Source organism: Pseudomonas leptonychotis (genome assembly GCF_004920405.1).
Classification (GTDB): Bacteria; Pseudomonadota; Gammaproteobacteria; order Pseudomonadales; family Pseudomonadaceae; genus Aquipseudomonas; species Aquipseudomonas leptonychotis.
Map to the genome: position 1 here is coordinate 1,900,844 of NZ_RFLV01000001.1, position 24,509 is coordinate 1,925,352.

The 24,509-nt window shown below is 60.6% G+C and carries 26 protein-coding genes; 15 read left to right on the plus strand and 11 right to left on the minus strand.

The genetic code is table 11. From position 1 onward, the window contains the following. Nucleotides 1–74 precede the first annotated feature (74 nt). Nucleotides 75–1,007 (plus strand): phospholipase BipL, encoded by a 933-nt coding sequence (bipL, locus tag D8779_RS08655; protein ID WP_136664004.1) that lies wholly within the window; start codon nucleotides 75–77, stop codon nucleotides 1,005–1,007. On the opposite strand, the gene D8779_RS08660 is transcribed toward bipL, so the two are convergent. After that, complete coding sequence (locus tag D8779_RS08660) at nucleotides 1,008–1,772, minus strand: hypothetical protein (protein WP_136664005.1); 765 nt, start codon at nucleotides 1,770–1,772, stop codon at nucleotides 1,008–1,010. Nucleotides 1,773–1,892: 120 nt separating this feature from the next. Here D8779_RS08660 and D8779_RS08665 point away from each other — a divergent pair, with 120 nt between their 5' ends. Beyond that, nucleotides 1,893–2,525: a 2OG-Fe(II) oxygenase gene (locus tag D8779_RS08665; protein ID WP_136664006.1), complete on the plus strand. Its 633-nt coding sequence runs from the start codon at nucleotides 1,893–1,895 to the stop codon at nucleotides 2,523–2,525. 41 nt (nucleotides 2,526–2,566) lie between these two features. Here D8779_RS08665 and D8779_RS08670 read toward each other — a convergent pair whose 3' ends face one another. Further along, the gene (locus tag D8779_RS08670) at nucleotides 2,567–3,124 is read right to left on the minus strand and encodes a DUF6160 family protein (RefSeq protein WP_136664007.1); all 558 of its coding nucleotides are present in this window, start codon (nucleotides 3,122–3,124) and stop codon (nucleotides 2,567–2,569) included. A 226-nt stretch (nucleotides 3,125–3,350) separates the two neighbouring features. Between D8779_RS08670 and D8779_RS08675 the strand changes: the two genes are divergently transcribed. Next, nucleotides 3,351–3,866 (plus strand): 2-thiouracil desulfurase family protein, encoded by a 516-nt coding sequence (locus tag D8779_RS08675; RefSeq protein ID WP_136664008.1) that lies wholly within the window; start codon nucleotides 3,351–3,353, stop codon nucleotides 3,864–3,866. 36 nt (nucleotides 3,867–3,902) lie between these two features. Continuing rightward, entirely contained in the window at nucleotides 3,903–4,337 is a 435-nt protein-coding gene (locus D8779_RS08680) for a DUF4399 domain-containing protein (protein ID WP_136664009.1), read from the plus strand. Nucleotides 4,338–4,399: 62 nt separating this feature from the next. On the opposite strand, the gene serA is transcribed toward D8779_RS08680, so the two are convergent. After that, the gene (gene serA, locus D8779_RS08685) at nucleotides 4,400–5,629 is read right to left on the minus strand and encodes a phosphoglycerate dehydrogenase (RefSeq protein WP_136664010.1); all 1,230 of its coding nucleotides are present in this window, start codon (nucleotides 5,627–5,629) and stop codon (nucleotides 4,400–4,402) included. Between the two features lie 185 nt (nucleotides 5,630–5,814). On the opposite strand from serA, the gene D8779_RS08690 reads away from it, so the two are divergent. From D8779_RS08690 to D8779_RS08710, 5 genes are all read left to right on the plus strand, one after another. Further along, the gene (locus D8779_RS08690; RefSeq protein WP_136664011.1) at nucleotides 5,815–7,209 is read left to right on the plus strand and encodes an FAD-binding oxidoreductase; all 1,395 of its coding nucleotides are present in this window, start codon (nucleotides 5,815–5,817) and stop codon (nucleotides 7,207–7,209) included. A 215-nt stretch (nucleotides 7,210–7,424) separates the two neighbouring features. Further along, nucleotides 7,425–8,090 (plus strand): fumarylacetoacetate hydrolase family protein, encoded by a 666-nt coding sequence (locus D8779_RS08695; RefSeq protein WP_136664012.1) that lies wholly within the window; start codon nucleotides 7,425–7,427, stop codon nucleotides 8,088–8,090. A 131-nt stretch (nucleotides 8,091–8,221) separates the two neighbouring features. Then, complete coding sequence (locus D8779_RS08700) at nucleotides 8,222–9,145, plus strand: SdiA-regulated domain-containing protein (protein WP_136664013.1); 924 nt, start codon at nucleotides 8,222–8,224, stop codon at nucleotides 9,143–9,145. 83 nt (nucleotides 9,146–9,228) lie between these two features. After that, entirely contained in the window at nucleotides 9,229–9,576 is a 348-nt protein-coding gene (locus D8779_RS08705) for a YgiW/YdeI family stress tolerance OB fold protein (RefSeq protein ID WP_136664014.1), read from the plus strand. Between the two features lie 89 nt (nucleotides 9,577–9,665). Next, on the plus strand, nucleotides 9,666–10,598 hold the full coding sequence (locus tag D8779_RS08710) for an SdiA-regulated domain-containing protein (RefSeq protein WP_136664015.1): 933 nt from the start codon (nucleotides 9,666–9,668) through the stop codon (nucleotides 10,596–10,598). Here D8779_RS08710 and D8779_RS08715 read toward each other — a convergent pair. After that, entirely contained in the window at nucleotides 10,567–11,958 is a 1,392-nt protein-coding gene (locus D8779_RS08715; RefSeq protein ID WP_136664016.1) for a NorM family multidrug efflux MATE transporter, read from the minus strand. The two genes, D8779_RS08710 and D8779_RS08715, sit on opposite strands and share 32 nt — an antisense overlap. Nucleotides 11,959–12,096: 138 nt before the next feature. Here D8779_RS08715 and D8779_RS08720 point away from each other — a divergent pair, with 138 nt between their 5' ends. Together D8779_RS08720 and D8779_RS08725 are read left to right on the plus strand one after the other, a co-directional pair. Then, nucleotides 12,097–13,020 (plus strand): LysR substrate-binding domain-containing protein, encoded by a 924-nt coding sequence (locus D8779_RS08720; protein ID WP_136664017.1) that lies wholly within the window; start codon nucleotides 12,097–12,099, stop codon nucleotides 13,018–13,020. A gap of 281 nt (nucleotides 13,021–13,301) precedes the next feature. Then, a complete protein-coding gene (locus D8779_RS08725) occupies nucleotides 13,302–14,090 on the plus strand; it encodes a gamma-glutamyl-gamma-aminobutyrate hydrolase family protein (protein WP_136664018.1) in 789 nt (262 codons plus the stop codon). Nucleotides 14,091–14,144: 54 nt separating this feature from the next. Here the strand turns inward: D8779_RS08725 and D8779_RS08730 are convergent, their stop codons facing one another. Both D8779_RS08730 and D8779_RS08735 read right to left on the minus strand, forming a co-directional pair. Beyond that, complete coding sequence (locus tag D8779_RS08730) at nucleotides 14,145–15,644, minus strand: YifB family Mg chelatase-like AAA ATPase (RefSeq protein WP_136664019.1); 1,500 nt, start codon at nucleotides 15,642–15,644, stop codon at nucleotides 14,145–14,147. Nucleotides 15,645–15,683: 39 nt separating this feature from the next. Further along, on the minus strand, nucleotides 15,684–15,953 hold the full coding sequence (locus tag D8779_RS08735) for an accessory factor UbiK family protein (protein ID WP_136664020.1): 270 nt from the start codon (nucleotides 15,951–15,953) through the stop codon (nucleotides 15,684–15,686). Nucleotides 15,954–16,356: 403 nt separating this feature from the next. Here D8779_RS08735 and glnK point away from each other — a divergent pair, with 403 nt between their 5' ends. The 4 genes from glnK to sutA all read left to right on the plus strand — a co-directional run bounded on the left by glnK (nucleotide 16,357) and on the right by sutA (nucleotide 19,943). Then, on the plus strand, nucleotides 16,357–16,695 hold the full coding sequence (glnK, locus tag D8779_RS08740; RefSeq protein ID WP_021700071.1) for a P-II family nitrogen regulator: 339 nt from the start codon (nucleotides 16,357–16,359) through the stop codon (nucleotides 16,693–16,695). A 36-nt stretch (nucleotides 16,696–16,731) separates the two neighbouring features. After that, nucleotides 16,732–18,045, plus strand: a complete 1,314-nt coding sequence (locus D8779_RS08745) for an ammonium transporter (RefSeq protein ID WP_136664021.1) — start codon at nucleotides 16,732–16,734, stop codon at nucleotides 18,043–18,045. A gap of 78 nt (nucleotides 18,046–18,123) precedes the next feature. Then, nucleotides 18,124–19,374 carry an ammonium transporter gene (locus D8779_RS08750; protein ID WP_136664022.1) on the plus strand — a complete coding sequence of 417 codons (1,251 nt, stop codon included), beginning with the start codon at nucleotides 18,124–18,126 and terminating at the stop codon, nucleotides 19,372–19,374. 236 nt (nucleotides 19,375–19,610) lie between these two features. Then, nucleotides 19,611–19,943, plus strand: a complete 333-nt coding sequence (gene sutA / locus D8779_RS08755; RefSeq protein ID WP_136664023.1) for a transcriptional regulator SutA — start codon at nucleotides 19,611–19,613, stop codon at nucleotides 19,941–19,943. A gap of 150 nt (nucleotides 19,944–20,093) precedes the next feature. Here the strand turns inward: sutA and D8779_RS08760 are convergent, their stop codons facing one another. From D8779_RS08760 to lysA, 5 genes are read right to left on the minus strand one after another with little or no spacing between them, the layout of a single operon-like run. Further along, nucleotides 20,094–20,789: an HAD family hydrolase gene (locus tag D8779_RS08760; protein ID WP_136664024.1), complete on the minus strand. Its 696-nt coding sequence runs from the start codon at nucleotides 20,787–20,789 to the stop codon at nucleotides 20,094–20,096. Continuing rightward, nucleotides 20,786–21,682, minus strand: coding sequence for a tyrosine recombinase XerC (gene xerC, locus D8779_RS08765; protein WP_136664025.1), 897 nt, complete (start codon nucleotides 21,680–21,682; stop codon nucleotides 20,786–20,788). Before xerC ends, D8779_RS08760 begins: the two co-directional genes overlap by 4 nt. A gap of 39 nt (nucleotides 21,683–21,721) precedes the next feature. Continuing rightward, a complete protein-coding gene (locus D8779_RS08770; protein WP_136664026.1) occupies nucleotides 21,722–22,420 on the minus strand; it encodes a DUF484 family protein in 699 nt (232 codons plus the stop codon). Then, complete coding sequence (gene dapF / locus D8779_RS08775) at nucleotides 22,417–23,247, minus strand: diaminopimelate epimerase (protein WP_136664027.1); 831 nt, start codon at nucleotides 23,245–23,247, stop codon at nucleotides 22,417–22,419. Before dapF ends, D8779_RS08770 begins: the two co-directional genes overlap by 4 nt. A gap of 5 nt (nucleotides 23,248–23,252) precedes the next feature. Then, complete coding sequence (lysA, locus tag D8779_RS08780) at nucleotides 23,253–24,500, minus strand: diaminopimelate decarboxylase (protein WP_136664028.1); 1,248 nt, start codon at nucleotides 24,498–24,500, stop codon at nucleotides 23,253–23,255. Nucleotides 24,501–24,509: the final 9 nt, after the last annotated feature.

The following is a 24,509-nucleotide window of genomic DNA, read 5'->3' on the forward strand; positions in this document are numbered from 1 at the left end:
CAGCAGAATATCCGCAACCTGATCACGCCATATTAAATGGCCTGAGAGCGCCCCGCATGATTGATGGAAGCCCTATGCCAGAGCCGTTTCAGCCGCAAAACCTGCTCGCCAGTCTGCGACCCTTGGCCGCAGCAATCTCGCTTTCGCCGGCTGAACAGGCGTATCGGCAGTTCTATGGCTTCACCGATGCGCTGGCTACGCGCAGCCGCATGGGCTGGCTGCCGGCGGGCGGTTATCAAATTGCCGTACAAGCCTGGTGGCCAGAACAGCCGCGCGCCACGCTGGTGTTGCTGCATGGTTATTACGACCATGTAGGCTTGTATCGCCATGTGATCGAGTGGGCGCTGGGGCAGGGCTTTGCCGTGCTGGCTTTCGATTTGCCGGGGCACGGTCTGTCCAGCGGTGCGCGCGCCAGCATCGGTGATTTTGCCGAGTACCAAACGGTGTTGCAGGCGCTGCTGGCTGAAGCCGCGGTGTTAGACCTGCCGCAGCCCTGGCATTTATGCGGGCAGAGCACGGGCGGGGCGATCATCCTTGATTACGTGCTGCGTGGTGAGCCTGTCGCGCCGATGGGTGAAATCATTCTGCTGGCCCCCTTGGTGCGCCCGCGTGCCTGGGGCTGGTCGCAGCTCAGTTACCGGGTGATGCGCAACTTCGTCCGCGAGATACCGCGGCGCTTTAGTGTGAACTCCAGCGACGCCGCGTTTATCGACTTCGTTCATCACCATGACCCGCTGCAGCCACGCTGCCTGCCAACCGCTTGGGTGGGTGCGTTAAGCCAGTGGGTGCCGCGCATTGAGGCGGCGCCGCGTAGCCTGCGCAGCCCGCTGATTGTTCAGGGTGGCGCGGACATGACCGTGGCCTGGCGGCACAACCTGAAGGTGTTGCAGGACAAGTTCGCCGAGCCGACCATCCTGATGTTGGATAGCGCAGGCCATCACCTGGCCAACGAAGCGCCAGCCTTGCGCCAGCGTTATTTCGAGTTTCTCAGTCAACGCCTGGGCTAATTAGATCCCGCGCGGCGCAGGCGCCAGGTTGGCGCTGCTTTGGCCGACGGCCAGACCGCTGCGAATGGCTGCCAGGGCGGCCTGGTAATACGCCTTGCCGGCGTCGGATTGGGCAAAGCTGACAAATTCCTCCAGCTCTGGGTCACTCAGCTCGCGGTATACGTGGAGCAAGGTGTTGTCGAGGTCTGCGCCAATCTGCTCCATCAAACGCTGGCGTTGGCCGTTGAGCAGGGCTTGAGCGCTGTCGCCACCGAGCAAACCGGGGAGCATTTGGCTGAGGCTGTCGGCGGCCACGCCGGCCAGCGCCAGGCTGACTTCGGCGCCGGCTTCCTTGGCGGGTAAGGCCTGGGCGAGGTGGCGGATCAGCAGGCTGCGGGTGGCGCTGGCTTCACTGCGTGGCAGGCCATTGGCATAGCGCGCCAGCTGGTCGCTGCGGGTGGCGAGTAATTCGGCATCGACAATCTTGCGACCTAATGGTGACTGGAAAAACTGCAGCGCGCTGCCTGGCTCACCGAGGCTGTTACGCAGGCCCTGTTGCGCGCGCTGGTCGACGGCGGCGGCAAAGCGCTGATTGCTGTTATTCACTAGCGCCTGATGCACGGCGGGCGGTAGGCTGTTGCGGTAGCGCTCTTGGGCGGCTTGCAGGGCATCACTGAAGTGCATGCGCTGTTGCGGCCAGCCGGCCGCCTGATACAGCTGCAGGTAATCGTCTGCGAAGGCGGGCAGGCTGAGCAGCAGGGTCAGTACAACGGAAAGGGCGCGCATAGGGACTCCATAGGGGGCGGCTATTTTCGGCGGGCAGCACGAGCTTGTCGAGGTCAGTTAACGGCCTGCTAGAATCGCGAACCTGCGCCTGTGCAGGATCTCATTCCTTCGGGGCCAGCCTTGAACACCTGCTCACGTAACGACCTCAGCGCCAGCGTGGCGTGCATTATCGATGACTTGGCCGAACAGGGCTGGTCGCTGCAAACACATTTCATTGCCCCAACTCTGACCCATGCACTGGCCGAAGAGTGCCGTAAACGTGCGGCCGCGGGGTTATTGGTGCAGGCCGGCGTCGGGCGCAGTGCCCTAGCGGTAGTCAGTGAGGGGCTGCGCGGTGACCATATCCAATGGCTGGAGGCCGGACAGAGCGGGGCATGCGATCAATACTTGGCGGTTATGGATGAGCTGCGCCAAGCCTTGAATCAGGCACTGTTTCTGGGGCTGGAGGATTTCGAAAGCCACTTCGCGCTGTATCCGCCCGGTGCCTATTACAAAAAGCACCTGGACCGTTTTCGCGATGATGATCGCCGCGCCGTGTCCGTGGTGTTTTATCTCAATGAGCAGTGGCAGGCCGAGCAGGGTGGTGCGCTGCGTCTGCACCTGGCGGATGGCTGCCTTTATGACGTATGGCCCCAAGCGGGCAGTCTGCTGGTGTTCCTCTCGGCGGACATGCCCCACGAGGTGCTGCCGGCCACCCGCGAGCGACTATCACTGACAGGCTGGTTGCGCCGACGCGGCTATGGGCCGCTATAACCGGTCTGTTAGCACCGATTCACGCTCTTATAAGCCGGTGTTTAGTGCCCCCAGACCTTAAAGGTTCCACGCAGGTCAGTGATGTCGCGCATTTCGATGCTGCCCAGGCGGCTTTCACCGACATACATATCGGCGGCGACACGCACGCGTATGCGCTGCGCCGGGATGCCGCTGGCCACCAGTTGATCATTAATAGTGGTGAGGTCGGGTAGGGTCAGCTGTAACTGCTGTTTGCCACTGGCGTTGCTGACGATATCGATCTTCAGGGTCGGCAGGTTGACGCCGAATATCGGCAAGGTCAGCCCTAATTGCGCTGCGCCAAAGGCAAAGCTACCGCCTGCGCCATTCGGGCAACTGGCCGGGGTGGTGCAGCCGTTGTCGATTTTCACATTGCGCAGCGAGGCGTGGCCGCCATCATCCGTCCAGCGCACTTGCTTGATGGTCGCCAGCACATCGGCACGGATACTGATGCCGGCCTGGCCGCTGACCTCGCTCAGGCTGTGGTTGTCCATCGGCAGCAGAGCCGCCTGGCTTGGCAGGACGTAGGCGGCAAGACTGGTCGCAAGTGATAGGACAAGGGTGCGAAGGGGGCGGTGCATGGGGGCGTCCTCGGTGAGCGTGCCGAGAGTCTGTGCTGGGCATGCTGAGCGCGCTATTGGCCTGAGCCGCTTCCCGCCGAAGGATAGGCCTGCGCGGCTAGGCGTTCGGTTCGAGTCGGTGATGAGCTTGGCATTTTCGCCGCGGGCCCAGCCCTTTGATCAGCCCGGCCAGTTGGCAGTAACCTGCGGGTGTTACGCCTGGTGACTGAATAGGTATGAGGATGCAATGCAGAAAATTCTGGTGAGCCGCTGCCTGTTGGGCCAGCGCGTACGCTATGACGGCGGCGCCCATGGCCCGTTCACGGTGCTTGAGCGCTGGCAGCAGGAGGGCCGCATTGTGCCGTTGTGCCCGGAAGTCGCCGGTGGCCTGCCAACCCCGCGCGCTCCGGCGGAAATTGCTGGCGGTCGGGGCGCGCAGGTGCTCGATGGGCTACTCGCCGTGATGACGGTGGAGGGTGAGGATGTGACGGCAGCCTTTGTTTCCGGAGCCGAACAGGCGTTGGCTCTGGTAGCGCAGCATGGCATTCGCTTAGCGCTGCTTAAGGCACGCAGCCCGTCGTGCGGTAACCGAGAGAATTACGACGGCAGTTTCAGCGGCACCAAGGTGGCGGGTGAAGGTGTGACAGCCGCGGCCTTGCGCCGCGCCGGGGTGCGCGTGTTCAGCGAAGAGGAGCTGCCGACTGCGGAGGCTGCGCTGGCGGAGTTGGAGCGTGGCGCAAGTGGAACGATCAATGTGGGCTAGGGTCGACTTCAGGGACGTTTACTTGAAGGAGCGACTATGAAAAGTTTAGTGATGGGACTCGGTCTCTGCGCCACCCTGCTCAGCGCCGCGTCGCCGGCCTGGGCAGAGATGCCGCGCAGCAGTGCACCGGCGGATGCGGCGGTGTATTTCATCGAACCTGCGGACGGTGCCACGGTGGGTCAGACATTCACCGTCAAGTTCGGCCTCAAGGGCATGGGTGTGGCTCCTGCCGGTGTCGATGCGCCGCAAACGGGCCATCACCACGTGCTGATTGATCTCAAGCAGCCGCCGGCCATGGACCAGCCGTTGCCGATGAGCGACAACGTGCGTCATTTCGGCAAGGGCCAGACCGAGACCGAACTGACCCTGCCGCCAGGCAAGCACACCCTGCAGTTGTTGGTGGGTGACAAGAACCACATGCCGTTGGATCCACCGGTGATCTCCAAGACGATCAACGTTACGGTGGAGTAGGACGTTGCTGCAGGCATAAAAAAGGGAGGCCGAAGCCTCCCTTTTTCGTATCGCAGCAGCGCTTAGAACAATACGCGGCTACGGATCGTGCCTTTAACGTGCTGCAGCTTCTCCAGCGCCAGGTCGGAGTAGTCGGCGTCGACGTCAATCACCACATAACCCACCTTGGCGTTGGTCTGCAGGAACTGGCCGGAGATGTTGATGCCGTTCTCCGCAAACACGCTGTTGATCTCGCTCATCACGCCGGGGATGTTGGCGTGGATGTGCAGCAGGCGGTGCTTGCCCGGATGCGCTGGCAGAGCCACTTCAGGGAAGTTGACCGACGAAACCGAGGTGCCGTTGTCACTGTACTTGACCAGCTTCTCGGCCACTTCCAGGCCAATGTTGGCCTGTGCTTCAGCGGTGGAGCCGCCGATGTGCGGAGTGAGGATCACGCGATCCAGGCCACGCAGCGGGCTCTCGAACTCTTCGTCGTTAGACTTGGGCTCAACCGGGAATACGTCGATGGCGGCGCCGATCAGGTGTTCGTCTTTGATCGCCTCGGCCAGGGCTTCCAGCACCACTACAGTGCCGCGTGCAGCGTTGATCAGAATGCCGCCTTTCTTTATTGCACGGATTTCTTTCTCGCCAATCATCCACTTGGTGCTGTCGATCTCAGGCACGTGCAGCGAGACGATGTCACTCATGCCCAGTAGTTCGTTGAGGCTGCCGATTTGCGTGGCGTTACCCAGCGGAAGCTTGGTCAACGGATCGTAGAAAAACACCTGCATGCCCAGGGACTCAGCCAGAACCGAGAGCTGGGTGCCGATCGAGCCGTAACCGACGATACCCAGCTTTTTCCCGCGGATTTCGAAGGAGTTGGCCGCCGATTTGATCCAGCCGCCACGGTGGCAGGAGGCGTTCTTCTCGGGGATGCCGCGCAGCAGCAGGATGGCCTGGGCCAGCACCAGTTCGGCGACCGAACGGGTGTTGGAGAACGGCGCGTTGAACACGGCGATACCGCGCTCGCGAGCCGCGTCGAGGTCAACCTGGTTGGTGCCGATGCAGAAGCAACCGACCGCGACCAAGCGCTTGGCGCAGTCGAGTACTTCAGCCGTCACCTGGGTGCGCGAGCGGATGCCGATAAAGTGGGCGTCGACGATTTTTTCTTTCAGCTCGTCATCGGAGAGCGCGCCCTTGAGGTACTCGATGTTGCTGTAACCGGCGGCCTTCAGGGTGTCCACAGCATTCTGGTGGACGCCTTCAAGAAGAAGGAACTTGATCTTGCTCTTGTCGAGAGAGGTCTTGCTCATCGGAGTACCTGTTGTCCCACATATGGTGTCAGGGAAGGGTCAGCGCCAGTGCTGACTGCACCCGCAGATCGGCTTGGAGGCGTGATTCACGGGGTGCGTATGCTAGCATACGAGCCCCGCGAAACACCTACCCTGGCAGATGAAGCGTGCTCAGGGTGACCATGAATCGTTTGAGAGTTCCGTAGATGACCAACCCTGCGCTGATCGAAGAGCTGAAGACCCTGGTTGAGCCTGGCAAAGTGCTTACCGATGCCGATTCCCTGAATGCCTTCGGTAAGGACTGGACCAAGCACTTCGCCCCAGCGCCGCTGGCGATTGCCTTTCCCAAGAGCATCGAGCAGGTGCAGGCCATCGTCCGTTGGGCCAATCAGCACAAGGTTGCGCTGGTGCCGTCGGGTGGGCGTACCGGGCTGTCTGCCGGCGCGGTCGCCGCCAATGGCGAAGTGGTGGTGTCGTTCGACTATATGAACCAGATTCTCGAATTCAACGAATTCGACCGCACCGCGGTGTGCCAACCGGGTGTGGTGACCAAGCAGCTGCAGATGTTCGCCGAAGACAAAGGCCTGTACTACCCGGTGGATTTCGCCTCGGCCGGTTCCAGCCAACTTGGCGGCAACATCGGCACCAATGCCGGCGGGATCAAGGTGATTCGCTACGGCATGACCCGCAACTGGGTGGCTGGCCTGAAGGTCGTTACCGGTACCGGCGAGCTGCTGGAGCTGAACAAGGACTTGATCAAGAACGCCACCGGCTATGACATGCGTCAGCTGTTTATTGGCGCCGAAGGCACCCTGGGTTTTGTGGTTGAAGCGACCATGCGCCTGGATCGCGCGCCGAAGAACCTCACCGCCATGGTGCTAGGCACCCCGGACTTCGATTCGATTATGCCGGTGCTGCACGCCTTCCAGAACAAGCTGGACCTGACCGCGTTCGAGTTCTTCTCCGACAAGGCCCTGGCCAAGATCATGGCCCGTGGCGACGTGCCGGCCGCCTTTGAAACCGACTGCCCGTTCTATGCGCTGCTGGAATTCGAAGCCACCACCGAGGAAGTCGCCGAAGCGGCCCTGGCCACCTTCGAGCATTGCGTCGAGCAGGGCTGGGTGTTGGATGGCGTGATGAGCCAGAGCGAGCAGCAGCTGCAGAACCTGTGGAAGCTGCGCGAATACATCTCCGAGACCATCAGCCACTGGACGCCGTATAAGAACGACATCTCGGTCACCGTCTCGAAAGTGCCAGCGTTTTTGCACGATATCGACGCGATTGTTGGCGAGCACTACCCGGACTTCGAAATCGTCTGGTTCGGCCACATCGGCGACGGCAACTTGCACCTGAATATCTTGAAACCGGAGAACCTGTCCAAGGACGAGTTCTTCGCCAAGTGCGCCACGGTCAACAAGTGGGTGTTCGAGACCGTGCAGAAGTACAACGGCTCGATCAGTGCCGAGCATGGCGTAGGCATGACCAAGCGCGACTACCTGACCTATAGCCGCTCGGAAGCCGAGATTGGCTATATGAAGGCGATCAAGGCGGTGTTCGACCCGAACGGCATTATGAACCCGGGCAAAATCTTCCCGGTTTAAAACGGCTGCGCTTGGATAGGCTATGTTGGCCTGTCCGGCGCTCCCTGCTCTCGCGACGCTTTCAGCAAGCTGATTTAGTCTTTAGTCGAAACGACAGCCCGCGATGAGTCGCCCACTATGGGCAATCAACTATTCAGATCGTAGGGCGCTTGGCCTGCCCTACACAGCCTGCTCCCACAAAGAGCAGAGCACCGCATTCCCATAAGGAGTTGCCCATGAGCTACCAGCATCAGTATGTCGATGGCACCCATATCCACTTCCCCATGGGCAAGGTGGTGTGCATCGGTCGCAACTACGCCGAGCATGCCAAAGAGCTGAACAACCCGGTGCCGAGCGAGCCCTTGCTGTTTATCAAGCCGGGCAGCTGTGTGGTGCCCTTGGATCAAGGCTTCACCCTGATTGAAGGCCGCGGCGACGTGCATTACGAGGCGGAAATCGCCGTGTTGATCGGCAAGCCGCTGTCGCGCACGCCAAATGCCGAAGAAGTGCTAGACGCCATTTCCGGTTTCGCCCCGGCGCTGGACCTGACCCTGCGTGACCTGCAGGCCACGCTCAAGGCCAAGGGTTACCCGTGGGAAACCGCTAAATCCTTTGATGGTGCCTGTGTGCTGGCTCCCTTCGTGCCCGGTGATGCGCTCGAGGATCTGGCCGATATCGGCATTCGCCTGGCGATCAACGGTGAAGTGCGTCAGGACGGCAACAGCCGCGACATGCTTAACCCGATCCTGCCGATGATTCAGCATATCTGTGGGCATTTCAGCCTGCAGCCGGGTGATGTGATCCTCACAGGTACGCCTGCCGGCGTCGGCCCGCTGCACAAGGGTGACGAGCTGATGCTGGAACTGGTCGACCACAGCCGTTTCACCAGTCGCGCGCTCTAAAGGCCCAGCTAGGCAGCCGTTCTTGTATGAGCGGTTCGGGCGCCTGGAGGTGCCCGCTGGCTTAGCGGTTCAACAGAAACTTAAGCGTTGCTCTCTAGTCTGATTGCCATCGTTCTTATGGGTTGTGTGCGATGTCGATCTGGGCTGCTCGGCTGGTGCGTCTGCGCTGGCTAATACTGCTGTTGTTCCTGCTCGTGGTAGCCGTGCTGGTGATTAATTATCGGCACTGGGATGAGCGCTTTGCCTTTTGGATTGAAGAGCAACAAGTCGACTCTGCCGAGCAACAGGCCAGCATCTGGCTGCCGGGCTACAAGGCCGTGTTACAGGGTAAGCCGTTACAGGGGCTGGAAGACGACGAGGTCTCCGGGCTGACCTACAACGCCGAAACCAATACGTTGTTCACCGTAACCGGCAAACACCCGCAATTGATTGAGCTGACCCTGGATGGCCAGGTGATGCGGCGCATCGATCTGAACGGCTTTGCCAACCCGGAAGGGGTGGAAATGCTTTCTGATGGTCGCCTGGCGATTATCGATGAGCGCAAGCGCACGCTGACCACCTTCAAGTTGGGAGCCCTGACTCGCAATCTTGAGTTTGCCGACTATCCCTCTTTCGACTTGGGTTTTGCCGATGCCGGCAACAAGGGCTTCGAAGGCATCGCTTGGGACTCGCGCAATGAGCGCGTGCTGCTGGGCAAGGAGCGCGGTCCGCTGGGCCTGTTCAGCTTGCCGTTTCCGGGGGAGGACGGTGCCGCCGGTACCCTCCAGCCACTGTCATCCCAGGGCTTGTTTTTGCGTGACATCTCATCCCTGACCTACGACGCCCGTACCGGGCACGCCTTGGTGCTTTCGGATGAATCGCGTCTGCTCCTGGAGGTGAACGAGCAGGGCGAGCCGGTCAGTTTTATCAGTTTGAGCCGCGGTATGAATGGTTTGCGCGGGGGCATCGAGCAGGCTGAAGGGGTGACCATGGATGCGGCGGGCAATATTTATATCGTCAGTGAGCCCAACCTGTTCTACGTGCTGCGTAAAGAGTCAGCGCCCAGCAGTGATTAAGTTTGGCTTAAGCCCCGTTTAAGCCTGGTTTCAGCAACGCTCTCTACTCTGACCCCATCACTTACTGATTAGAGGGTTACCCCATGAAGCGTTTCACCTTGGCTCTGCTGCTGGTTCCACTGTTCTCTACAGCCGCGCTGGCCACCAGTTACACCGGCCCTGGCGCGGTTACTCAGGTCACCACGGTGGCCGCTGCGCTGGATGCCGCCGATGACACGCCCGTGGTGCTGCAAGGACAAATCGTTAAACGCCTGCAGGATGAGCTCTACGAGTTCAAGGACGCCAGCGGCACCATCAATGTTGAAATCGACGATGAGCATTGGCCGGCTCAGGCCATTTCCGAGACGGCCGTGGTCAAAATCAGTGGTGAGGTTGACCACGACCTGACCAGCCGTGAGATCGATGTTGAGCACCTCGAACTGGTCAAATAAGACTTAATATTCACGTCCCACGCCAGCCCGAAGCATTGCTTCGGGCTGGCGTCGTTGTGTTGCCCGTTACTCTTTGCGAGTGAGTCGCCATGCGAGACCATTTCACCTTGAAGCGTTTGTTGTTGAGCCTTGTTGTGCTGGCGTTGTTGCTGTTGGGGTTATTTGCCCAGGAATACCGCCTGTTTGAACGAGCCTGGTTCAACGTGCAGCAGTGGCAGCAGGCGGGTAACGGACAGCAGGCCTCTGTGCTGTTGGCGGATTACCAAGTGGATATCGAAGCCCAAGTAATCGAAGGGCTCAATGACGATGTCTCGGCGCTGACCTATGACCCGGACCGTAACAGCCTGTTTACCGTGACCAACCAAAAACCGCAGTTGATCGAGCTGTCGCTGGAGGGGGAGTTGTTGCGGCGTATCGATCTGCATGGGTTCGGCGACGCCGAGGCGGTTGAGTACATCAGCCAGGGCTTGTATGTCATCACCGACGAGCGCCTGCAGCGTCTGATCAAGGTGCGGGTCGATGAGACGACGACCGAGTTGCATGCCGATCAGGCTCAGCAGTTTTCCTTAGGTATCGGCCTTAACGGCAACAAGGGGTTTGAAGGGCTGGCTTACGACTCGGTAGGGCAGCGCCTGTTTGTTGCCAAAGAGCGCGATCCGATACGTATCTACGAGATTCATGGGTTCCCCCAGCGTGATCCGCAACGGCCCTTTGCTGTGCATGTGGTGGATGATCAACAGCGCGATGCCGGGCTGTTTGTGCGCGATCTGTCCAGTCTGCAATTCGATGAACGCAGCGGGCATTTGCTGGCGCTGTCCGATGAATCGCGCTTGGTGCTGGAGCTGAATGTCGAAGGCAAGCCGATCAGCAGCCTGTCACTGCTGCGTGGGCGCAATGGCCTTAAGCGCGGCGTGCCTCAAGGTGAAGGTATCGCCATGGACAACCAGGGCGTGCTTTATCTGGTCAGTGAGCCGAATCTTTTTTATCGCTTCAGGAAGCCTGAGGCAGTGGCTGCTGATTGATGGTCGAGGGTTGCAGCAGGCGTGCGGTTTTCCATTCGAGGCCCAGGGTCAGGCCTATAGCGGCACAGGCCAGGCCACTGGCTAGCCCCCACCACACGCCCTGAGCTCCCCAGCCCAATGGGAACGCTAACACCCAGGCCAGTGGTGCGCCGACCACCCAATAGCAGCCGAGACCGACCCAGAAGGTGGTCTTGGCATCCTTGAGGCCACGGATTGCGCCCATGGCAATGGTTTGGATGCCGTCGAAAAACTCGAACCAGGCGGCAATTGCCAATAGCGCCACGGCCAAGCTGACCACATCGGCATAGGCAGTGTCCGTCGGGTCGAGAAATAGCCCGACCACCCAGTGTGGCGCTAGCCAGAATAAGCCCGCGAAACCGAGCATGCACAGCGCGCCGAGAGCAAGACCCAAGCGCCCGGCTTGACGGGCTTGCAACAGCCGGCCGGCGCCGAAGTGTTGACCGATACGAAAGGTCACCGCGTAAGAAATCCCCACCGGCACCATAAAGGCCACGTAAACCGACATGATTGCGATCTGGTGTGCCGCCAGCTGAGTGCTGCCCAGCGCGCCCATGCACAACGCGGCAAAGGCAAACAACCCGGATTCCACCGCATAGGTGCCGCCAATCGGCATGCCCAAACGCAGCAGCTCTTTCAGCTCAGCCCACACCGGCCGTAGCAGCCCGCGCCACAGTGGGTAAGGGCTGTAGGCGCTATGGCGCATGACATGCCAGGCCAGCAACAGCGCCATGACATTCATCACCACAGCGGTAACCAGGCCTATCCCGGCCAGGCCCAGTGCCGGCAGGCCAAACCAGCCCTTGATCAGGGCATAGTTGAGGATGAAGTTGGCCAGCGCGCCGCCAATGCTGATGGCCATCACCGGGCCGGGGCGGCCGATGGCACTGGTAAAGCCGCGCAGGGCCATAAAACTCATATAGCCGGGCAGGGCAAACACCAGGGTGGAAAGAAACTGCATGCCGCCGCTGACGTTCTCCGGCTGCTGGCCGACATACAGCAGCGCCGGGCCCAGGTTCCACAATGCCAGGCCGGCCAGCAACGCCAGGCCCCAGCCCAGCCACAGGCCGTTCTGCGTCAGTCGGGTAACGCCGGCAGCGTCCTGTGCGCCGTGACGGATCGCCACCAGGTTGCCGACCGAGGCAATCACCCCCACGCAGAAAATCGAGACAAAGGAATAACTGGCCGCCCCCAGGCCGCCGGCGGCCAAGGTCGCGGGGCCGAGTAGACCCATCATGACCGTGTCGGTGAACACCATCACGACGTGTGCCAGCTGAGCGGCAATCAGTGGCCCGGCGAGTTTCAGAATGGCGCGCAGTTCGCCCCGGAGCGGTTGCAGCATGATGAGTTCTACTCAGTAAGAGGGCTTGCTCGGGTGATCCGCGCAGGCAGAGAATGTGCCTATTCTCATAAGCCAGCTGCGCCAGCACAAAAGGATAATAGCGATGATAGGCATGACTATTACTCATGAATTGAGCGCATGAATCAGCGCTTGCCACCGCTCTATGCCTTGCGCGCCTTTGAAGCCGCAGCGCGGCACTGCTCTTTTACCCGTGCGGGTGAAGAACTGGCGATTACCCAGAGTGCGGTCAGTCGTCATGTGCGCACCTTGGAAGAGCACTTTTCCTGTCGTTTGTTCGAGCGTCGCGGTCGCAGTCTGCAGCTCACGGAAGCCGCGCGCATGCTGCTGCCGGGGCTGCGCGATGGCTTTGAGGCGCTGGAGCGCGCCTGCAACACGTTGCGTGTTGATGACACGGTGTTGCGTCTGAAAGCGCCATCGACGCTGACCATGCGCTGGTTGCTGGCGCGCCTGTCGCGCTATCGCCTGAGTAGCGCCAGTGAAGTGCAGCTGACCAGCGCCTGGATGGACGTGGACAAGGTGGACTTTCTGCATGAGCCGTTCGATTGTGCGGTGCTGCTCAGCCAGGGCGATTTCCCCGAGGAATGGGAAAGCACCGAATTGTTCGCCGAATGGCTGATTCCGGTCTGTGCGCCTGAAGCCTTGAGTGGGTCGTCCTGGGATTTACCGCGGTTGCAGGCGGCTGAGTTGCTGCACCCCACCCCAGATCGTCGTGACTGGCGGCAATGGCTGCAGGCCATGGGCCTGGCCGATCAAGTGCCGCTAAAAGGTGGTCAGGTATTCGATACCTTGGAGCTGGGTATGGTGGCTGCTGCGCGTGGTTATGGCGTATCCATCGGTGATCTGGTGATGGTTGCCGAAGATGTGGCTCAGGGGCGGCTTGCGCTGCCTTGGCCGAGCGCAGTGCCCAGTGGTTGTAGTTACTACCTGGTATGGCCCAAGGCACGGCGTGGCCAGGAGCGTTTTCGGCGTTTACGCGATTACCTGGTGGCCGACGTGGCGGCCATGCAGTTGCCGGCGGTGGCGCGGTTGTCGGTGAGTTAGAGCAAGCCTGATTGGCGTAAAAAATATTGGACTACTGGAAGGGTATTTTTATTATTTTAAATCAATGGCTTATGTATTTTATTTTCGATATTTCGTTATTTGCGGCTGTTTTTTGTCAAACAATAAACACTTATTTGTTTGACATATTTTACGGCTTTGGCAGACTTGCTCGCAGGGTGTAGGGGCTCTCAGGTGCCTATACCGACCGCACAACAGGGCGCGTGCAACAGTACTGACTGCCCTGCAAAGCAATGGCCGACTGTCCGGCCCCAAGGTGAAGTATGTCCAGCAACGATTCCAACAAGCGCTCAGCGGCGCGTAAACCGGTGGTGCTCATGTCCATGGGTACCCAGGAGCGCAAAGGTCACGCTTATCAGGTCATGACCCATAAATACATCACACCATTGGCCGAGTTATCCGGCTGTGTGCCGCTATTGGCGCCGAGCTGCTGTGGCGTCGATGATCTCGACCAATACTTGTCGATGGTCGACGGTGTTTACCTGACTGGTGCGGGTAGCAATATTGATCCGGCGCTGTACGGCCAAAAAAACAAAACCCCGAGCAAAGGTCAGGATAAAAATCGAGACTTGTTCGATATCCCATTGATTCGCGCAGCCCTTGAGCGTGGTCTGCCGTTGTTTGCGATTTGCCGTGGCATGCAGGAAATCAACGTGGCCTTGGGTGGCAGCATTCACCAGAAAGCCTATGAAGTGCCGGGCTTCAATGACCACCGCGAAGACTCTAACGACCCGGTGGCTGTGCAGTACGGCGATCGCCATACGGTGCAGGCGCTGCCCGGTAGCTGGTTTGCCGCCCTTATGGGCGACGCGCCATTTGCAGTCAACTCGTTGCACGGTCAAGCGATTGACCGACTGGGCGACGGGGTTGAGGCCTTGGCGAGGGCCGAGGATGGGTTGATCGAGGCGTTTCACCTGCCAGGCGTGGCACAGTTCACCCTGGCGGTGCAATGGCACCCGGAGTGGCAGGCGACGCAAAATCCCCATTCGGTGAAGATCTTTAGCGCGTTCGGCGATGCCTGTCGTCAGCGTGCGGCGCAACGCGATCAGTAAGCGTTAGCCGAACATAAAGAAGCCCCGCATGCGGGGCTTCTTTATGTCTGCGATTCAGCCGGCGCTGCCGCTGGGGCGGTATTGCAGGGCTTCACCCAGGTGCGCGCGGCTGATGTGTGTCGCGCTGTCCAGATCAGCCAGGGTGCGTGCGACCTTCAGTACGCGATGGGCTGCACGCAAGCTCAACCCTAGGCGTTCACAGGCGTTTTCCAGCCACAGGCGGTCTTCGTTGGGCAGGCTGCAGTGCTGTTGCACCCCGTTAAGGTCCAGGTGCGCATTGGCGCAGCCTTGACGGTCCAGTTGCTGTTGGCGTGCCCTAACGACTTGAGCGGCCACCTCTGTGCTGCTCGGTCCTTGTTCGGCGCTGACGTCGAGGCGGGTGGTTTCTCGCGGCACACTGAGGTGCAGGTCAATACGGTCGAGCAACGGCCCGGAGAGTTTGCTGCGGTAGCGCTGGACCTGCTCGCCGCTGCAGCGACAGCGCCCGGATGGATCGCCCAGATGCCCGCAAGGGCAGGGGTTCATCGCCGCGACAAGTTGAAATCGAGCGGGGAAGCGCACCTTGTCGCGGGCTCGGGCGATCACGATATGGCCGCTTTCCAGCGGTTCGCGCAATACTTCCAAAACCTTGCGATCAAACTCAGGCAGCTCGTCGAGGAATAGAACGCCATGATGGGCCAAGGTTATTTCGCCAGGTTGCGGGCGACTGCCACCGCCAACCAACGCCGGGCCCGACGCGCTGTGATGAGGCGTACGAAACGGTCGTTGTGGCCAGGCACATAGCGGCGTGTGGCTGGCCACGGAGTGAATCGCCGCGACTTCCAGCGCTTCTGCCTCGTTCAGGGGTGGCAGCAAGCCGGGTAGGCGGCTGGCCAGCAGGGTTTTGCCGGTGCCGGGCGGACCGGTAAACAGCAGATTGTGCGAGCCTGCAGCCGCCACCAATAAGGCGCGTTTAGCGGCAAGCTGCCCCTGTACTTCGGCTAAATCTGGATAGGGCAGCACCTGGCGCAATAAGCCGTGGGCCTGATACGGCGCAATAGGTGCCTGACCATTAAGGTGCGCGGCAATTTCCAGTAGGTGCTCAACGGCAATCACCGTCAGTCCAGACGCCAAGCTGGCTTCCTCGGCATTGGCCTTGGGCACCACTAAGGTGCGCCCGGCAGCGCGGGCGGCCAGCGCGGCGGGTAATACGCCCTGTACCGGGCGAATCGCCCCGGACAGCGCCAGTTCACCCAGGCACTCAAGGTGCTCCAGCGCGCTGGCAGGCACTTGGCCGCTGGCGGCGAGAATGCCGAGGGCAATTGCCAGGTCGAAACGCCCGCCGTCTTTAGGTAAGTCAGCCGGTGCTAGATTCAGGGTAATGCGGCGGGGCGGAAAGTCGAAGGCGCAGTTGAGGATGGCGCTGCGTACGCGGTCCTTACTTTCTTTGACGGCGGTTTCTGGCAAGCCGACCAGCGCCAACGAGGGCAGGCCATTGGCCAAATGGGCTTCGACGGTGACAGAGGGCGCTTCTACGCCCACTTGAGCGCGGCTATGGACTATGGCCAGGGACATCGATCACTCCTTGATCGGCTGATGCATCCGCGGTGGGCGTTACTCGCTGGTCGCTGGGGCGTCTGCGTTGCGCGCTTCCATCGCGGCCACTTTAGCCTCAAGGGCTTCCAGGCGCGCGCGAGTGCGGGCCAGCACGACCATTTGGCTGTCGAATTCGTCGCGGCTGACCAAGTCGAGTTTGCTGAAGGCGCTTTGCAACAGCACCTTGAACTGGGCCTCGAATTCACCGCGCGGTAAGGGTGCGTCACCGTTGAACAGGCGCGAGGCGTGGGTGCTGAGGGCGTCTAGCAGGGCTTTAGGTGGCAGCATGATGAGGTTCCGTTTACAGGTGGCGGCAGTGTAGCACGCAGCTTTGCACGGCTTGCCGAGCGCGGCTGGTGGGGAATTAGCAGCGCTTGCACGGTTTTCGCGCGCGGTTCGGCCGGCTTATGCACTGTTATTGTGCGATGGATGTGGGTGGTTACTCGGTCAAACCCCCTGTTTGCCGGGTAACTGCATGAAATAAATCGGTTTTAGCTGATCTGGCAAGCTTTCTGCTTTGTCTACCGTACGCATGCACCGATGCAGTTCCAGTGCTTCGTCGGAAGCATTGGTGAACATCGGTGCTGCTGGGTCAGGGCTGCGATGCATTACAAAAGCCAGGCACTGCGCTTAGACTTGGGCCGGGTTCGTAATTCCTGGGGCAAGTCCACCATACACGGGAGAGAGTTACATGAAGCTAGTCACTGCCATCATCAAGCCGTTCAAGCTGGACGACGTCCGTGAGTCACTGTCGGAGATCGGCGTGCAGGGCATCACTGTCACTGAAGTCAAAGGCTTTGGTCGCCAGAAGGGCCATACCGAGCTGTACCGCGGTGCTGAATACGTGGTCGATTTCTTGCCAAAAGTGAAAATCGACGTGGCCATCGCTGACGATCAACTCGATCGCGTAATTGAGGCCATTACCAAGGCTGCTAACACCGGCAAGATCGGTGACGGCAAGATTTTCGTTGTAAACCTGGAACAGGCGATCCGCATCCGTACCGGCGAAACCGGCACCGACGCAGTTTAAGCCTCCGAACGAACCCCACGCCCCAGGAGTTAAACCATGACTCTGCGAAAAATCGCAGGGCTAGGAGCCCTTTTGTCTCTCGTTCCTGGCTTTGCCATGGCCGAAGAGGCAAGCCTGAACAGCGGCGACACCGCTTGGATGTTAGTCGCCACTGTCCTGGTGTTGTTTATGACCATTCCCGGTCTGGCGTTGTTTTACGCCGGCATGGTGCGTTCCAAGAACGTGCTGTCGGTGTTAATGCAGTGTTTCGCGGTAACCGGGTTGATCAGCATTCTGTGGGTCGTCTACGGCTACAGTCTGGCCTTTGATACCACCGGTATGGAGCAGGGGGTGGTTAACCTCAACTCCTTCGTCGGCGGTTTCTCCAAAGCCTTCCTTTCTGGTTTGACCCTGGACAGCCTGGTGGCTGGAATTCCGGAGAGTGTGTTCATCACCTTCCAGATGACCTTCGCCATCATCACGCCTGCGTTAATCGTGGGTGCCTTCGCCGAGCGCATGAAGTTCTCGGCCATGCTGATCTTTATGGCGGTGTGGTTCACCCTGGTTTATGCGCCTATTGCGCACATGGTCTGGGGCGGCGATGGCGCACTGATGTGGGACTGGGGCGTGCTCGACTTCGCGGGCGGCACCGTGGTGCACATCAACGCCGGTATTGCCGGTCTGGTGGCCTGCCTGGTGCTGGGTAAGCGTAAGGGCTTTCCGACTACCGCCATGCCGCCGCACAACCTCGGCTACACCCTGATTGGCGCAAGCATGCTCTGGGTCGGCTGGTTCGGCTTCAACGCAGGCTCTGCGCTGGCCGCCAACGGCAGCGCTGGTATGGCCATGCTGGTGACTCAGATTGCCACCGCTACAGCGGCGTTGAGCTGGATGTTCGCCGAGTGGATCACGCATCGCAAACCCAGCGTACTAGGCATTGCTTCGGGCGCTGTGGCAGGTCTGGTGGCGATCACCCCTGCATCCGGTACGGCGGGGCCGATGGGCGCTCTGGCGATTGGTTTGGCCAGTGGTGCGATCTGCTTCTTTTGCGCCACCAGCCTGAAACGCAAGCTGGGCTATGACGACTCCCTCGACGTATTCGGTGTGCACGCCGTGGGCGGCATTGTCGGCGCCATTCTCACCGGGGCGTTCGCCGCACCGAGTCTGGGTGGCTTCGGCACGGTGGAAGACATTCCAGCACAGCTGTGGATCCAGTTCGAAGGGGTGGCCTTCACGGTGCTGTACACCGCGGTGGTGACCTTCGTGATTCTGAAAGTGATCGACCTAGTAATGGGCCTGCGTGTCAGCGAAGAGGAAGAGACCATCGGTCTCGATCTCGCCCTGCATAACGAGCGCGGCTACAACCTGTAAGCACACGGAGCGCGTCCGGAGCCAACCCGGACGTCTTAACCGAATAGCGCTATAAAGCGCAACGGCAAGAGGTGAACCATGGACAACACAGCATTGACTGCACTGCAGTACGGTTTTGATACCTTCTACTTTTTGGTTTGTGGCGCCCTGGTCATGTGGATGGCAGCGGGTTTTGCCATGCTCGAGTCCGGTCTGGTGCGAGCCAAGAACACCACTGAAATTCTTACCAAGAACATCGCCCTGTACGCAGTGGCGAGCATCATGTACCTGGTGATCGGCTACCACATCATGTACTCCAGCCCGGAAGGCGGCATCCTGCCAAGCTTCGGCTTTTTACTGGGTGACGAGAACAGCGTTGAGTCGGTTCTGGCCGGCGGTGACGATGCCCCTTACTACTCGGCGCGTTCGGACTTCTTCTTCCAGGTGGTGTTCGCCGCGACCTGTATGTCGATCGTTTCCGGTGCTGTGGCTGAGCGCATGAAGCTGTTTGCCTTCCTGGCATTCGCCGTGGTCATGACCGGCTTCATTTATCCGGTACAGGGCTTCTGGAAATGGGGTTCGGGCTTTCTCAACGAAGCGGGCTTCCTCGACTTCGCAGGTTCCGGTGTAGTGCACATGGCGGGTGCTTCTGCTGCTCTGGCTGGCGTACTGCTGCTGGGCGCACGTAAAGGCAAGTACGGCCCGAATGGCCAGGTTAACGCTATTCCGGGTGCCAACCTGCCGATGGCAGCGCTGGGTACCTTCATTCTGTGGATGGGCTGGTTCGGCTTCAACGGTGGCTCGCAGCTGAAGATGAGCACCATCGAAGACGCTAACGCCGTGGCCAACGTGTTCGTTAACACCAACATGGCCGCTGCTGGTGGCTTGATCGCCGCGCTGATCGTGGCGCGCATCCTGTTCGGCAAGGCTGACCTGACCATGGCCCTTAACGGCGCCCTGGCTGGCCTGGTGGCTATTACTGCCGAACCGCTGACCCCAACAGCCATGCAAGCAACTTTGATTGGTGGTGTGGGTGGTGTGCTGGTGGTGTTCTCGATCCTCGGTCTGGACAAGCTCAAGCTTGATGATCCGGTCGGTGCCATCTCCGTGCACGGTGTGGTCGGTATCTGGGGTCTGCTGGCTGTTTGCCTGACCAACAGTGACGCTACTCTCGGCGCTCAGTTGCTGGGTATCGGTTCGATCTTCGCCTGGGTCTTTGTTTGCAGCCTGATCGTCTGGTCCATCATCAAACTGGTGATCGGCCTGCGCGTTACCGAGGAAGAAGAATACGAAGGCGTGGACATCGCCGAATGCGGTATGGAAGCCTATCCGGAATTCACCAAGCGTTAATTCCCTCTGCTTTGAACAAGGGCGCCTAATGGCGCCCTTTGTTTTTTCTGCGACAGTGAAGTCTGTTTGTTGTGATGAAACACGAACAGGCCCTAAAATGCGCGCCGTTGAGTGCAGAACGCCGATGCGCAGTGCTCAGCCAAGGCAAGATTCCTGGAATTTTTACCAGCGGCGTTAGAAAGCTGGCGCAGCTGGGCTATAACTACTCTGCTTTTCGCAAGTCATGAGGTTGGAACATGAGCGACGAAGATCTGGAACACGACGAATTAGAAAGCGCTGACGAAGACGAAGGCGAAGAACTGGCTGCCGCCGATGATGGCGACGGCAGTGATGACGATGGCGATGGTGACGACGAAATCGTCCCGGCCAGCAAAAGTAAAAAAGCCAAGGCCGCGGTCGCTGTAGAAGAGTTGCCCAGCGTCGAAGCCAAGCAGAAGGAGCGCGATGCGCTGGAGCGTGCCATGCAAGAGTTCCTCTCGCGTGGTGGCAAGGTGCAGGAGGTCGAGCCGAATGTGGTTTCCGATCCGCCCAAGAAGCCGGACAGCAAGTACGGCAGTCGCCCTATCTAAGCGTCTGCGGTAAAGCAAAAAGCCCACATGCCATAAGCCTGTGGGCTTTTTTGTGGGTGATGCCTTGTTAAGGCAGCAGATGACTCTGGAGGGTGGATGGCGCTTTATCCAACCATCGCGCATAGCCGGCTAGAGCTGCGCGTCTTCAGCCTACGCCCAGCTATGCAGCAGCGCGGGCAACTCGGCCAGGCTGCGGATCTGCGCGTCCGGGCTGTTATCGGCTTCCCAGGCTTTGCCCTGGGGGTTGAACCAGATGGCACGCAGGCCGGCGGCCTGGGCTCCGGCGATATCGTCGCTGGGGTGGTCGCCGATATGCACGGCATGTTCGGCGGCTATCCCGGCGCGCTTGAGCGCCTCTTCGAAGGGTTTCGGCTCCGGTTTGCCGACCCCCAGTTCCTCGGCGCACAGGGCAAACTGGAAGTAATCAGCGAGGCCCAGGCGGCGTACGTCGGCATTGCCGTTGGTGATGACCCCGAGCTGGAAGCGATTGGCCAAGGCTTCAAGCGTTGGATGAACTTCGGCGAACAGCTCGACCTGATGGCGCGCGGCGAGAAACACTTGAAAGCCTGCTTCGGCCAGCGCTTGCGCTTCACTGGCCGGGTAGCCGGCGTCTGCCAGGGCCAGCAAGAGGATGCGCCGGCGCAGTTCGCTCAGGCGATGTTTGAGCATCGGTTCGGCCTGCAGCAGGGTCGCGCGAATCGACCACAGGTGTTCCACAGGTACGGCGCCCAAGCGCGGTGCGTGTAGCGCCAGCCAGTTGCGCAGCGCCGCTTCGGCGTCTTGCATCACTGGGGTGACATCCCACAGGGTGTCGTCGAGGTCGAAGGTGATCAGCTGAATGCTCATTCTGTGCTGCCTTTACGTTTGGCCCGTGGATGGGCCTGGTCATAGACCGTGGCCAGGTGCTGGAAATCCAGGTGGGTGTAGACCTGGGTGGTGGCGATATCGGCGTGGCCGAGCAGTTCCTGTACCGCGCGCAAGTCCTGGGACGACTCCAGCATATGACTGGCGAAACTGTGGCGCAGCATATGCGGATGCAGATGTTGGCCGAGTTCGCGCACGCCGGCCTGACGCACGCGAAGCTGCACCGCCCGCGGGCCGATGCGGCGGCCCTGTTGGCTGATAAACACCGCACCATCGGCTGGATTGGCCAGCGCCCGCAGCGGCAGCCAGTGTTCCATGGCTTGGCGTGCCATGCGCCCAAGCGGTAATTCGCGAGTCTTGTTGCCCTTGCCGAGTACCCGCACCAGACCGGCAGGCAGGTCGAGGCCATCCAGGTTGAGGCCCACCAGCTCTGACAAGCGCAAGCCTGACGAATAGAACAGCTCCAGCATGGCCTGGTCGCGGCGGGCAATAAAGTCGTCCTCCAGGGCGCCGTCGAGCAATTGCGCAGTGCGGTCGGCATCCAGGGTTTTTGGCAAGCGGCGTTCGCCCTTGGGCGGCATCAGGCCGCTGGCGGGGTCGCTTTGGCAGTGGCCTTCACGGATCAGGTAGCGGTAAAGGCCGCGAGTGGCGGAAAGCAGGCGCGCCAGGCTGCGACTGGATTGGCCTTGCATGTGCAGGCGACCGACCATGCGGCGCAAGCGTGCCGCGTCGAGCAGCGCCCAGCTGTCGATCTGCTCTTGGCTACAGAACTGCAACAGGGTGCTCAGGTCGTGACCGTAGCCGCTCAGGGTGTGGGGAGAAAGCTGGCGCTCGCTGCGCAGGTGTTCCAGGTAGGCGTCCAGTAGGTCTTGCATGGAAGCTCCCTGCGGTGCGCTCGGTGTCTGATTACGGCGTTAGCGTACCGAGCGCAGTGGGGTGGCAAAGCCCGGGACCACGCGGCCCAAAACCTCGGCGATATAGCCGAGGAATAAGGTGCCCAGCGAACTCTTGTAGTGCTGCGGGTCGGCACTGCCAATCGCCAGTACGCCATGCAGGCCTTGGTAGTTAATGCCCACCACGGCCGCTGAGCCGACCTGCGCGCCGTCTGCGCTGCCAAACAGGAAGTTCAGTTCATGCTCGCGCAGCACGCCACAAATGGTTTTACCGCCGGCCAATAGGCCGCCGATGGCTTGATGTGCCTCGGCGCTGCTGACCGAGCGGCCCACGGGAAGCGGCGCGTCGCTGAACAGAATCAGGCTGACGAAGGGCACTTGGAACTCACTGCGCAGGCTGTCTTCGACGCAACTGACCACGCCTTCCAGGCTGTTGGCGTCGAGCAGGTCGAGTACCAGGCGGCGAGTCTTGTCGAATAGGCGGTCGTTGTCGCGGGCCACATCCATCAGCTGTGAAAGGCGATGGCGCATCTCGATGTTGCGCTCGCGCAGCAGTTTCACCTGGCGCTCGACCAACGACACGGTATCGCCGCGCTGGTGCGGAATGCGCAGCTCGGGGATCAGCTCATCGTGGTCAATAAAGAATTCCGGATGCAGCCTTAGGTAGGCTGCAACCGTTTGTGAATCCAGAGGCTTGGGTGAATCCTGCTTGTCGCTCATAAACGAACCTGTCCTTCGTACACACGTACTGCGGGTCCGCTCATCATAACGGGCTGGCCCGGACCTGCCCACTCGATGCTCAGTTTGCCGCCGGGCAATTCGATCTGCAGTGGTGAATCCATCCATCCCTGACTGATTGCGGCCACTGCCGCGGCGCAGGCGCCGGTACCGCAGGCTTGGGTTTCCCCAGCGCCGCGCTCCCAGACGCGCAGCTTGGCCTGCTTGCGGTCAACTATTTGCAGAAACCCGACATTGACCCGCTGGGGAAAGCGCGGGTGGTGTTCGAGTTTTGGCCCCAGGCTGTGCACTGGCGCAGTGTCGACGCTGTCGACGCGCAGCACCGCATGCGGGTTGCCCATCGAGATGGCGGCGAGTTCAATCGATTGGCCGTCGACGGCCACGCTGTAACTCAGTGCCTGCTGTTCGGCTTGGAAGGGGATGTCGGCAGGCACCAGGCGCGGCGCGCCCATGTTGACGCTGATCTGGCCGTCACTGCGCACGTCCAGCTCGATGATGCCGCCTTTGGTTTCCACGCGCATTTGCTTCTTCACCGTCAGGCGCTTGTCCAGCACAAAGCGCGCGAAGCAGCGTGCGCCGTTGCCGCATTGCTCCACTTCCGAGCCGTCGGAATTGAAGATGCGGTAACGGAAGTCCACGTCTGGGCTGCTGGGCGGCTCGACCAACAGCAGCTGATCGAAGCCCACACCGGTGTGGCGATCGCCCCACTGCTTGGCGTTCTTCGGTTGGATATGCGCGTGCTGGCTGACCAGATCAAGGACCATAAAGTCGTTGCCGAGGCCGTGCATCTTGGTAAAGCGCAATAACATCGCCACTACTCCGGCAGGCGGCTTTCGCCCGCAAAGAGTTCGCTGAGCGTCTCACGGCGACGCACTTCGAAGGCGTGTTCACCATCCACCATCACCTCAGCGGCGCGGCCACGGGTGTTGTAGTTGGAGCTCATGACAAAGCCGTAGGCACCGGCCGAGCGCACGGCCAACAGATCACCTTCGGCCAGGGCCAGGTCGCGGTCTTTGGCGAGGAAGTCACCGGTCTCGCAGATGGGGCCGACGATGTCGTAATTACGCGTCGCGCTGTCGCGCGGCTGCACCGGCACCACTTCCATCCAGGCCTGGTAGAGGGCCGGGCGAATCAGGTCGTTCATCGCCGCGTCAACGATGGCAAAGTCTTTGTGTTCGGTGTGCTTGAGGTACTCGACCTGGGTCAACAGCACGCCCGCGTTGGCGACAATCGAGCGGCCCGGCTCGAATACCAGGGCCAAGTCACGGCCGGCGATACGCTCACGCACGGCGGCGATATAGTCGCCTGCCAAGGGTGGCTGCTCGTCACGGTACTGCACGCCGAGACCGCCGCCCAAGTCCAGGTGCTTGATCTGGATACCTTGGCTTGCGAGGTTATCGATCAACGCCAGCAAGCGATCGAGGGCGTCGAGGAACGGCGGCAGTGTGGTCAGCTGCGAGCCGATGTGGCAGTCGACACCGACCACTTGCAGGTTCGGCATTGCAGCGGCACGGGCGTACACAGCCGGCGCGTCGCTGATGGCGATGCCGAATTTGTTTTCTTTCAAACCGGTGGAGATGTACGGGTGGGTGCCCGCGTCCACGTCTGGGTTGACCCGCAGCGAAATGGCCGCTGTTTTGCCCAGCTCGGCGGCGACGATTTGCAGGCGCTCCAGCTCATCGGTGGATTCAACGTTGAAGCAATGCACGCCCACTTCCAGGGCGCGGCGCATGTCGTCGCGGCTCTTGCCGACGCCGGAGAAGACGATCTTGCTTGCCTCACCGCCGGCGCTGAGGACGCGTTCCAGCTCGCCACGGGAGACGATGTCAAAACCGGCGCCGAGACGCGCCAGGACATTCAGCACGCCGAGGTTGGAGTTGGCTTTAACGGCAAAACAGACCAGGTGCGGCATGCCCTGCAGAGCATCGGCATAGGCGCGGTATTGCGCTTCAATGTGCGCGCGCGAGTAGACGTAGGTCGGCGTGCCGAAGCGTTGGGCGATGGCGGACAACGCCACCCCTTCCGCGAACAGCGCACCGTCGCGGTAGTTGAAGGCGTTCATGCGCTGTCC

Excerpts from the sequence above, each read along its gene's own strand:
- D8779_RS08710 (WP_136664015.1), top strand. The coding sequence starts at position 9,666 with ATGCGAGACCATTTCACCTTGAAGCGTTTGTTGTTGAGCCTTGTTGTG.
- D8779_RS08745 (WP_136664021.1), top strand. The coding sequence starts at position 16,732 with ATGACTCTGCGAAAAATCGCAGGGCTAGGAGCCCTTTTGTCTCTCGTT.
- D8779_RS08750 (WP_136664022.1), top strand. The coding sequence starts at position 18,124 with ATGGACAACACAGCATTGACTGCACTGCAGTACGGTTTTGATACCTTC.
- D8779_RS08660 (WP_136664005.1), bottom strand. The coding sequence starts at position 1,772 with ATGCGCGCCCTTTCCGTTGTACTGACCCTGCTGCTCAGCCTGCCCGCC.
- D8779_RS08730 (WP_136664019.1), bottom strand. The coding sequence starts at position 15,644 with ATGTCCCTGGCCATAGTCCATAGCCGCGCTCAAGTGGGCGTAGAAGCG.
- dapF (WP_136664027.1), bottom strand. The coding sequence starts at position 23,247 with ATGTTATTGCGCTTTACCAAGATGCACGGCCTCGGCAACGACTTTATG.
- D8779_RS08715 (WP_136664016.1), bottom strand. The coding sequence starts at position 11,958 with ATGCTGCAACCGCTCCGGGGCGAACTGCGCGCCATTCTGAAACTCGCC.
- D8779_RS08675 (WP_136664008.1), top strand. The coding sequence starts at position 3,351 with ATGCAGAAAATTCTGGTGAGCCGCTGCCTGTTGGGCCAGCGCGTACGC.
- bipL (WP_136664004.1), top strand. The coding sequence starts at position 75 with ATGCCAGAGCCGTTTCAGCCGCAAAACCTGCTCGCCAGTCTGCGACCC.
- D8779_RS08720 (WP_136664017.1), top strand. The coding sequence starts at position 12,097 with ATGAATCAGCGCTTGCCACCGCTCTATGCCTTGCGCGCCTTTGAAGCC.
- D8779_RS08735 (WP_136664020.1), bottom strand. The coding sequence starts at position 15,953 with ATGCTGCCACCTAAAGCCCTGCTAGACGCCCTCAGCACCCACGCCTCG.
- glnK (WP_021700071.1), top strand. The coding sequence starts at position 16,357 with ATGAAGCTAGTCACTGCCATCATCAAGCCGTTCAAGCTGGACGACGTC.
- serA (WP_136664010.1), bottom strand. The coding sequence starts at position 5,629 with ATGAGCAAGACCTCTCTCGACAAGAGCAAGATCAAGTTCCTTCTTCTT.
- D8779_RS08770 (WP_136664026.1), bottom strand. The coding sequence starts at position 22,420 with ATGAGCGACAAGCAGGATTCACCCAAGCCTCTGGATTCACAAACGGTT.
- D8779_RS08670 (WP_136664007.1), bottom strand. The coding sequence starts at position 3,124 with ATGCACCGCCCCCTTCGCACCCTTGTCCTATCACTTGCGACCAGTCTT.
- D8779_RS08760 (WP_136664024.1), bottom strand. The coding sequence starts at position 20,789 with ATGAGCATTCAGCTGATCACCTTCGACCTCGACGACACCCTGTGGGAT.
- D8779_RS08700 (WP_136664013.1), top strand. The coding sequence starts at position 8,222 with ATGTCGATCTGGGCTGCTCGGCTGGTGCGTCTGCGCTGGCTAATACTG.
- D8779_RS08690 (WP_136664011.1), top strand. The coding sequence starts at position 5,815 with ATGACCAACCCTGCGCTGATCGAAGAGCTGAAGACCCTGGTTGAGCCT.
- sutA (WP_136664023.1), top strand. The coding sequence starts at position 19,611 with ATGAGCGACGAAGATCTGGAACACGACGAATTAGAAAGCGCTGACGAA.
- D8779_RS08705 (WP_136664014.1), top strand. The coding sequence starts at position 9,229 with ATGAAGCGTTTCACCTTGGCTCTGCTGCTGGTTCCACTGTTCTCTACA.
- lysA (WP_136664028.1), bottom strand. The coding sequence starts at position 24,500 with ATGAACGCCTTCAACTACCGCGACGGTGCGCTGTTCGCGGAAGGGGTG.
- D8779_RS08680 (WP_136664009.1), top strand. The coding sequence starts at position 3,903 with ATGAAAAGTTTAGTGATGGGACTCGGTCTCTGCGCCACCCTGCTCAGC.
- xerC (WP_136664025.1), bottom strand. The coding sequence starts at position 21,682 with ATGCAAGACCTACTGGACGCCTACCTGGAACACCTGCGCAGCGAGCGC.
- D8779_RS08695 (WP_136664012.1), top strand. The coding sequence starts at position 7,425 with ATGAGCTACCAGCATCAGTATGTCGATGGCACCCATATCCACTTCCCC.
- D8779_RS08725 (WP_136664018.1), top strand. The coding sequence starts at position 13,302 with ATGTCCAGCAACGATTCCAACAAGCGCTCAGCGGCGCGTAAACCGGTG.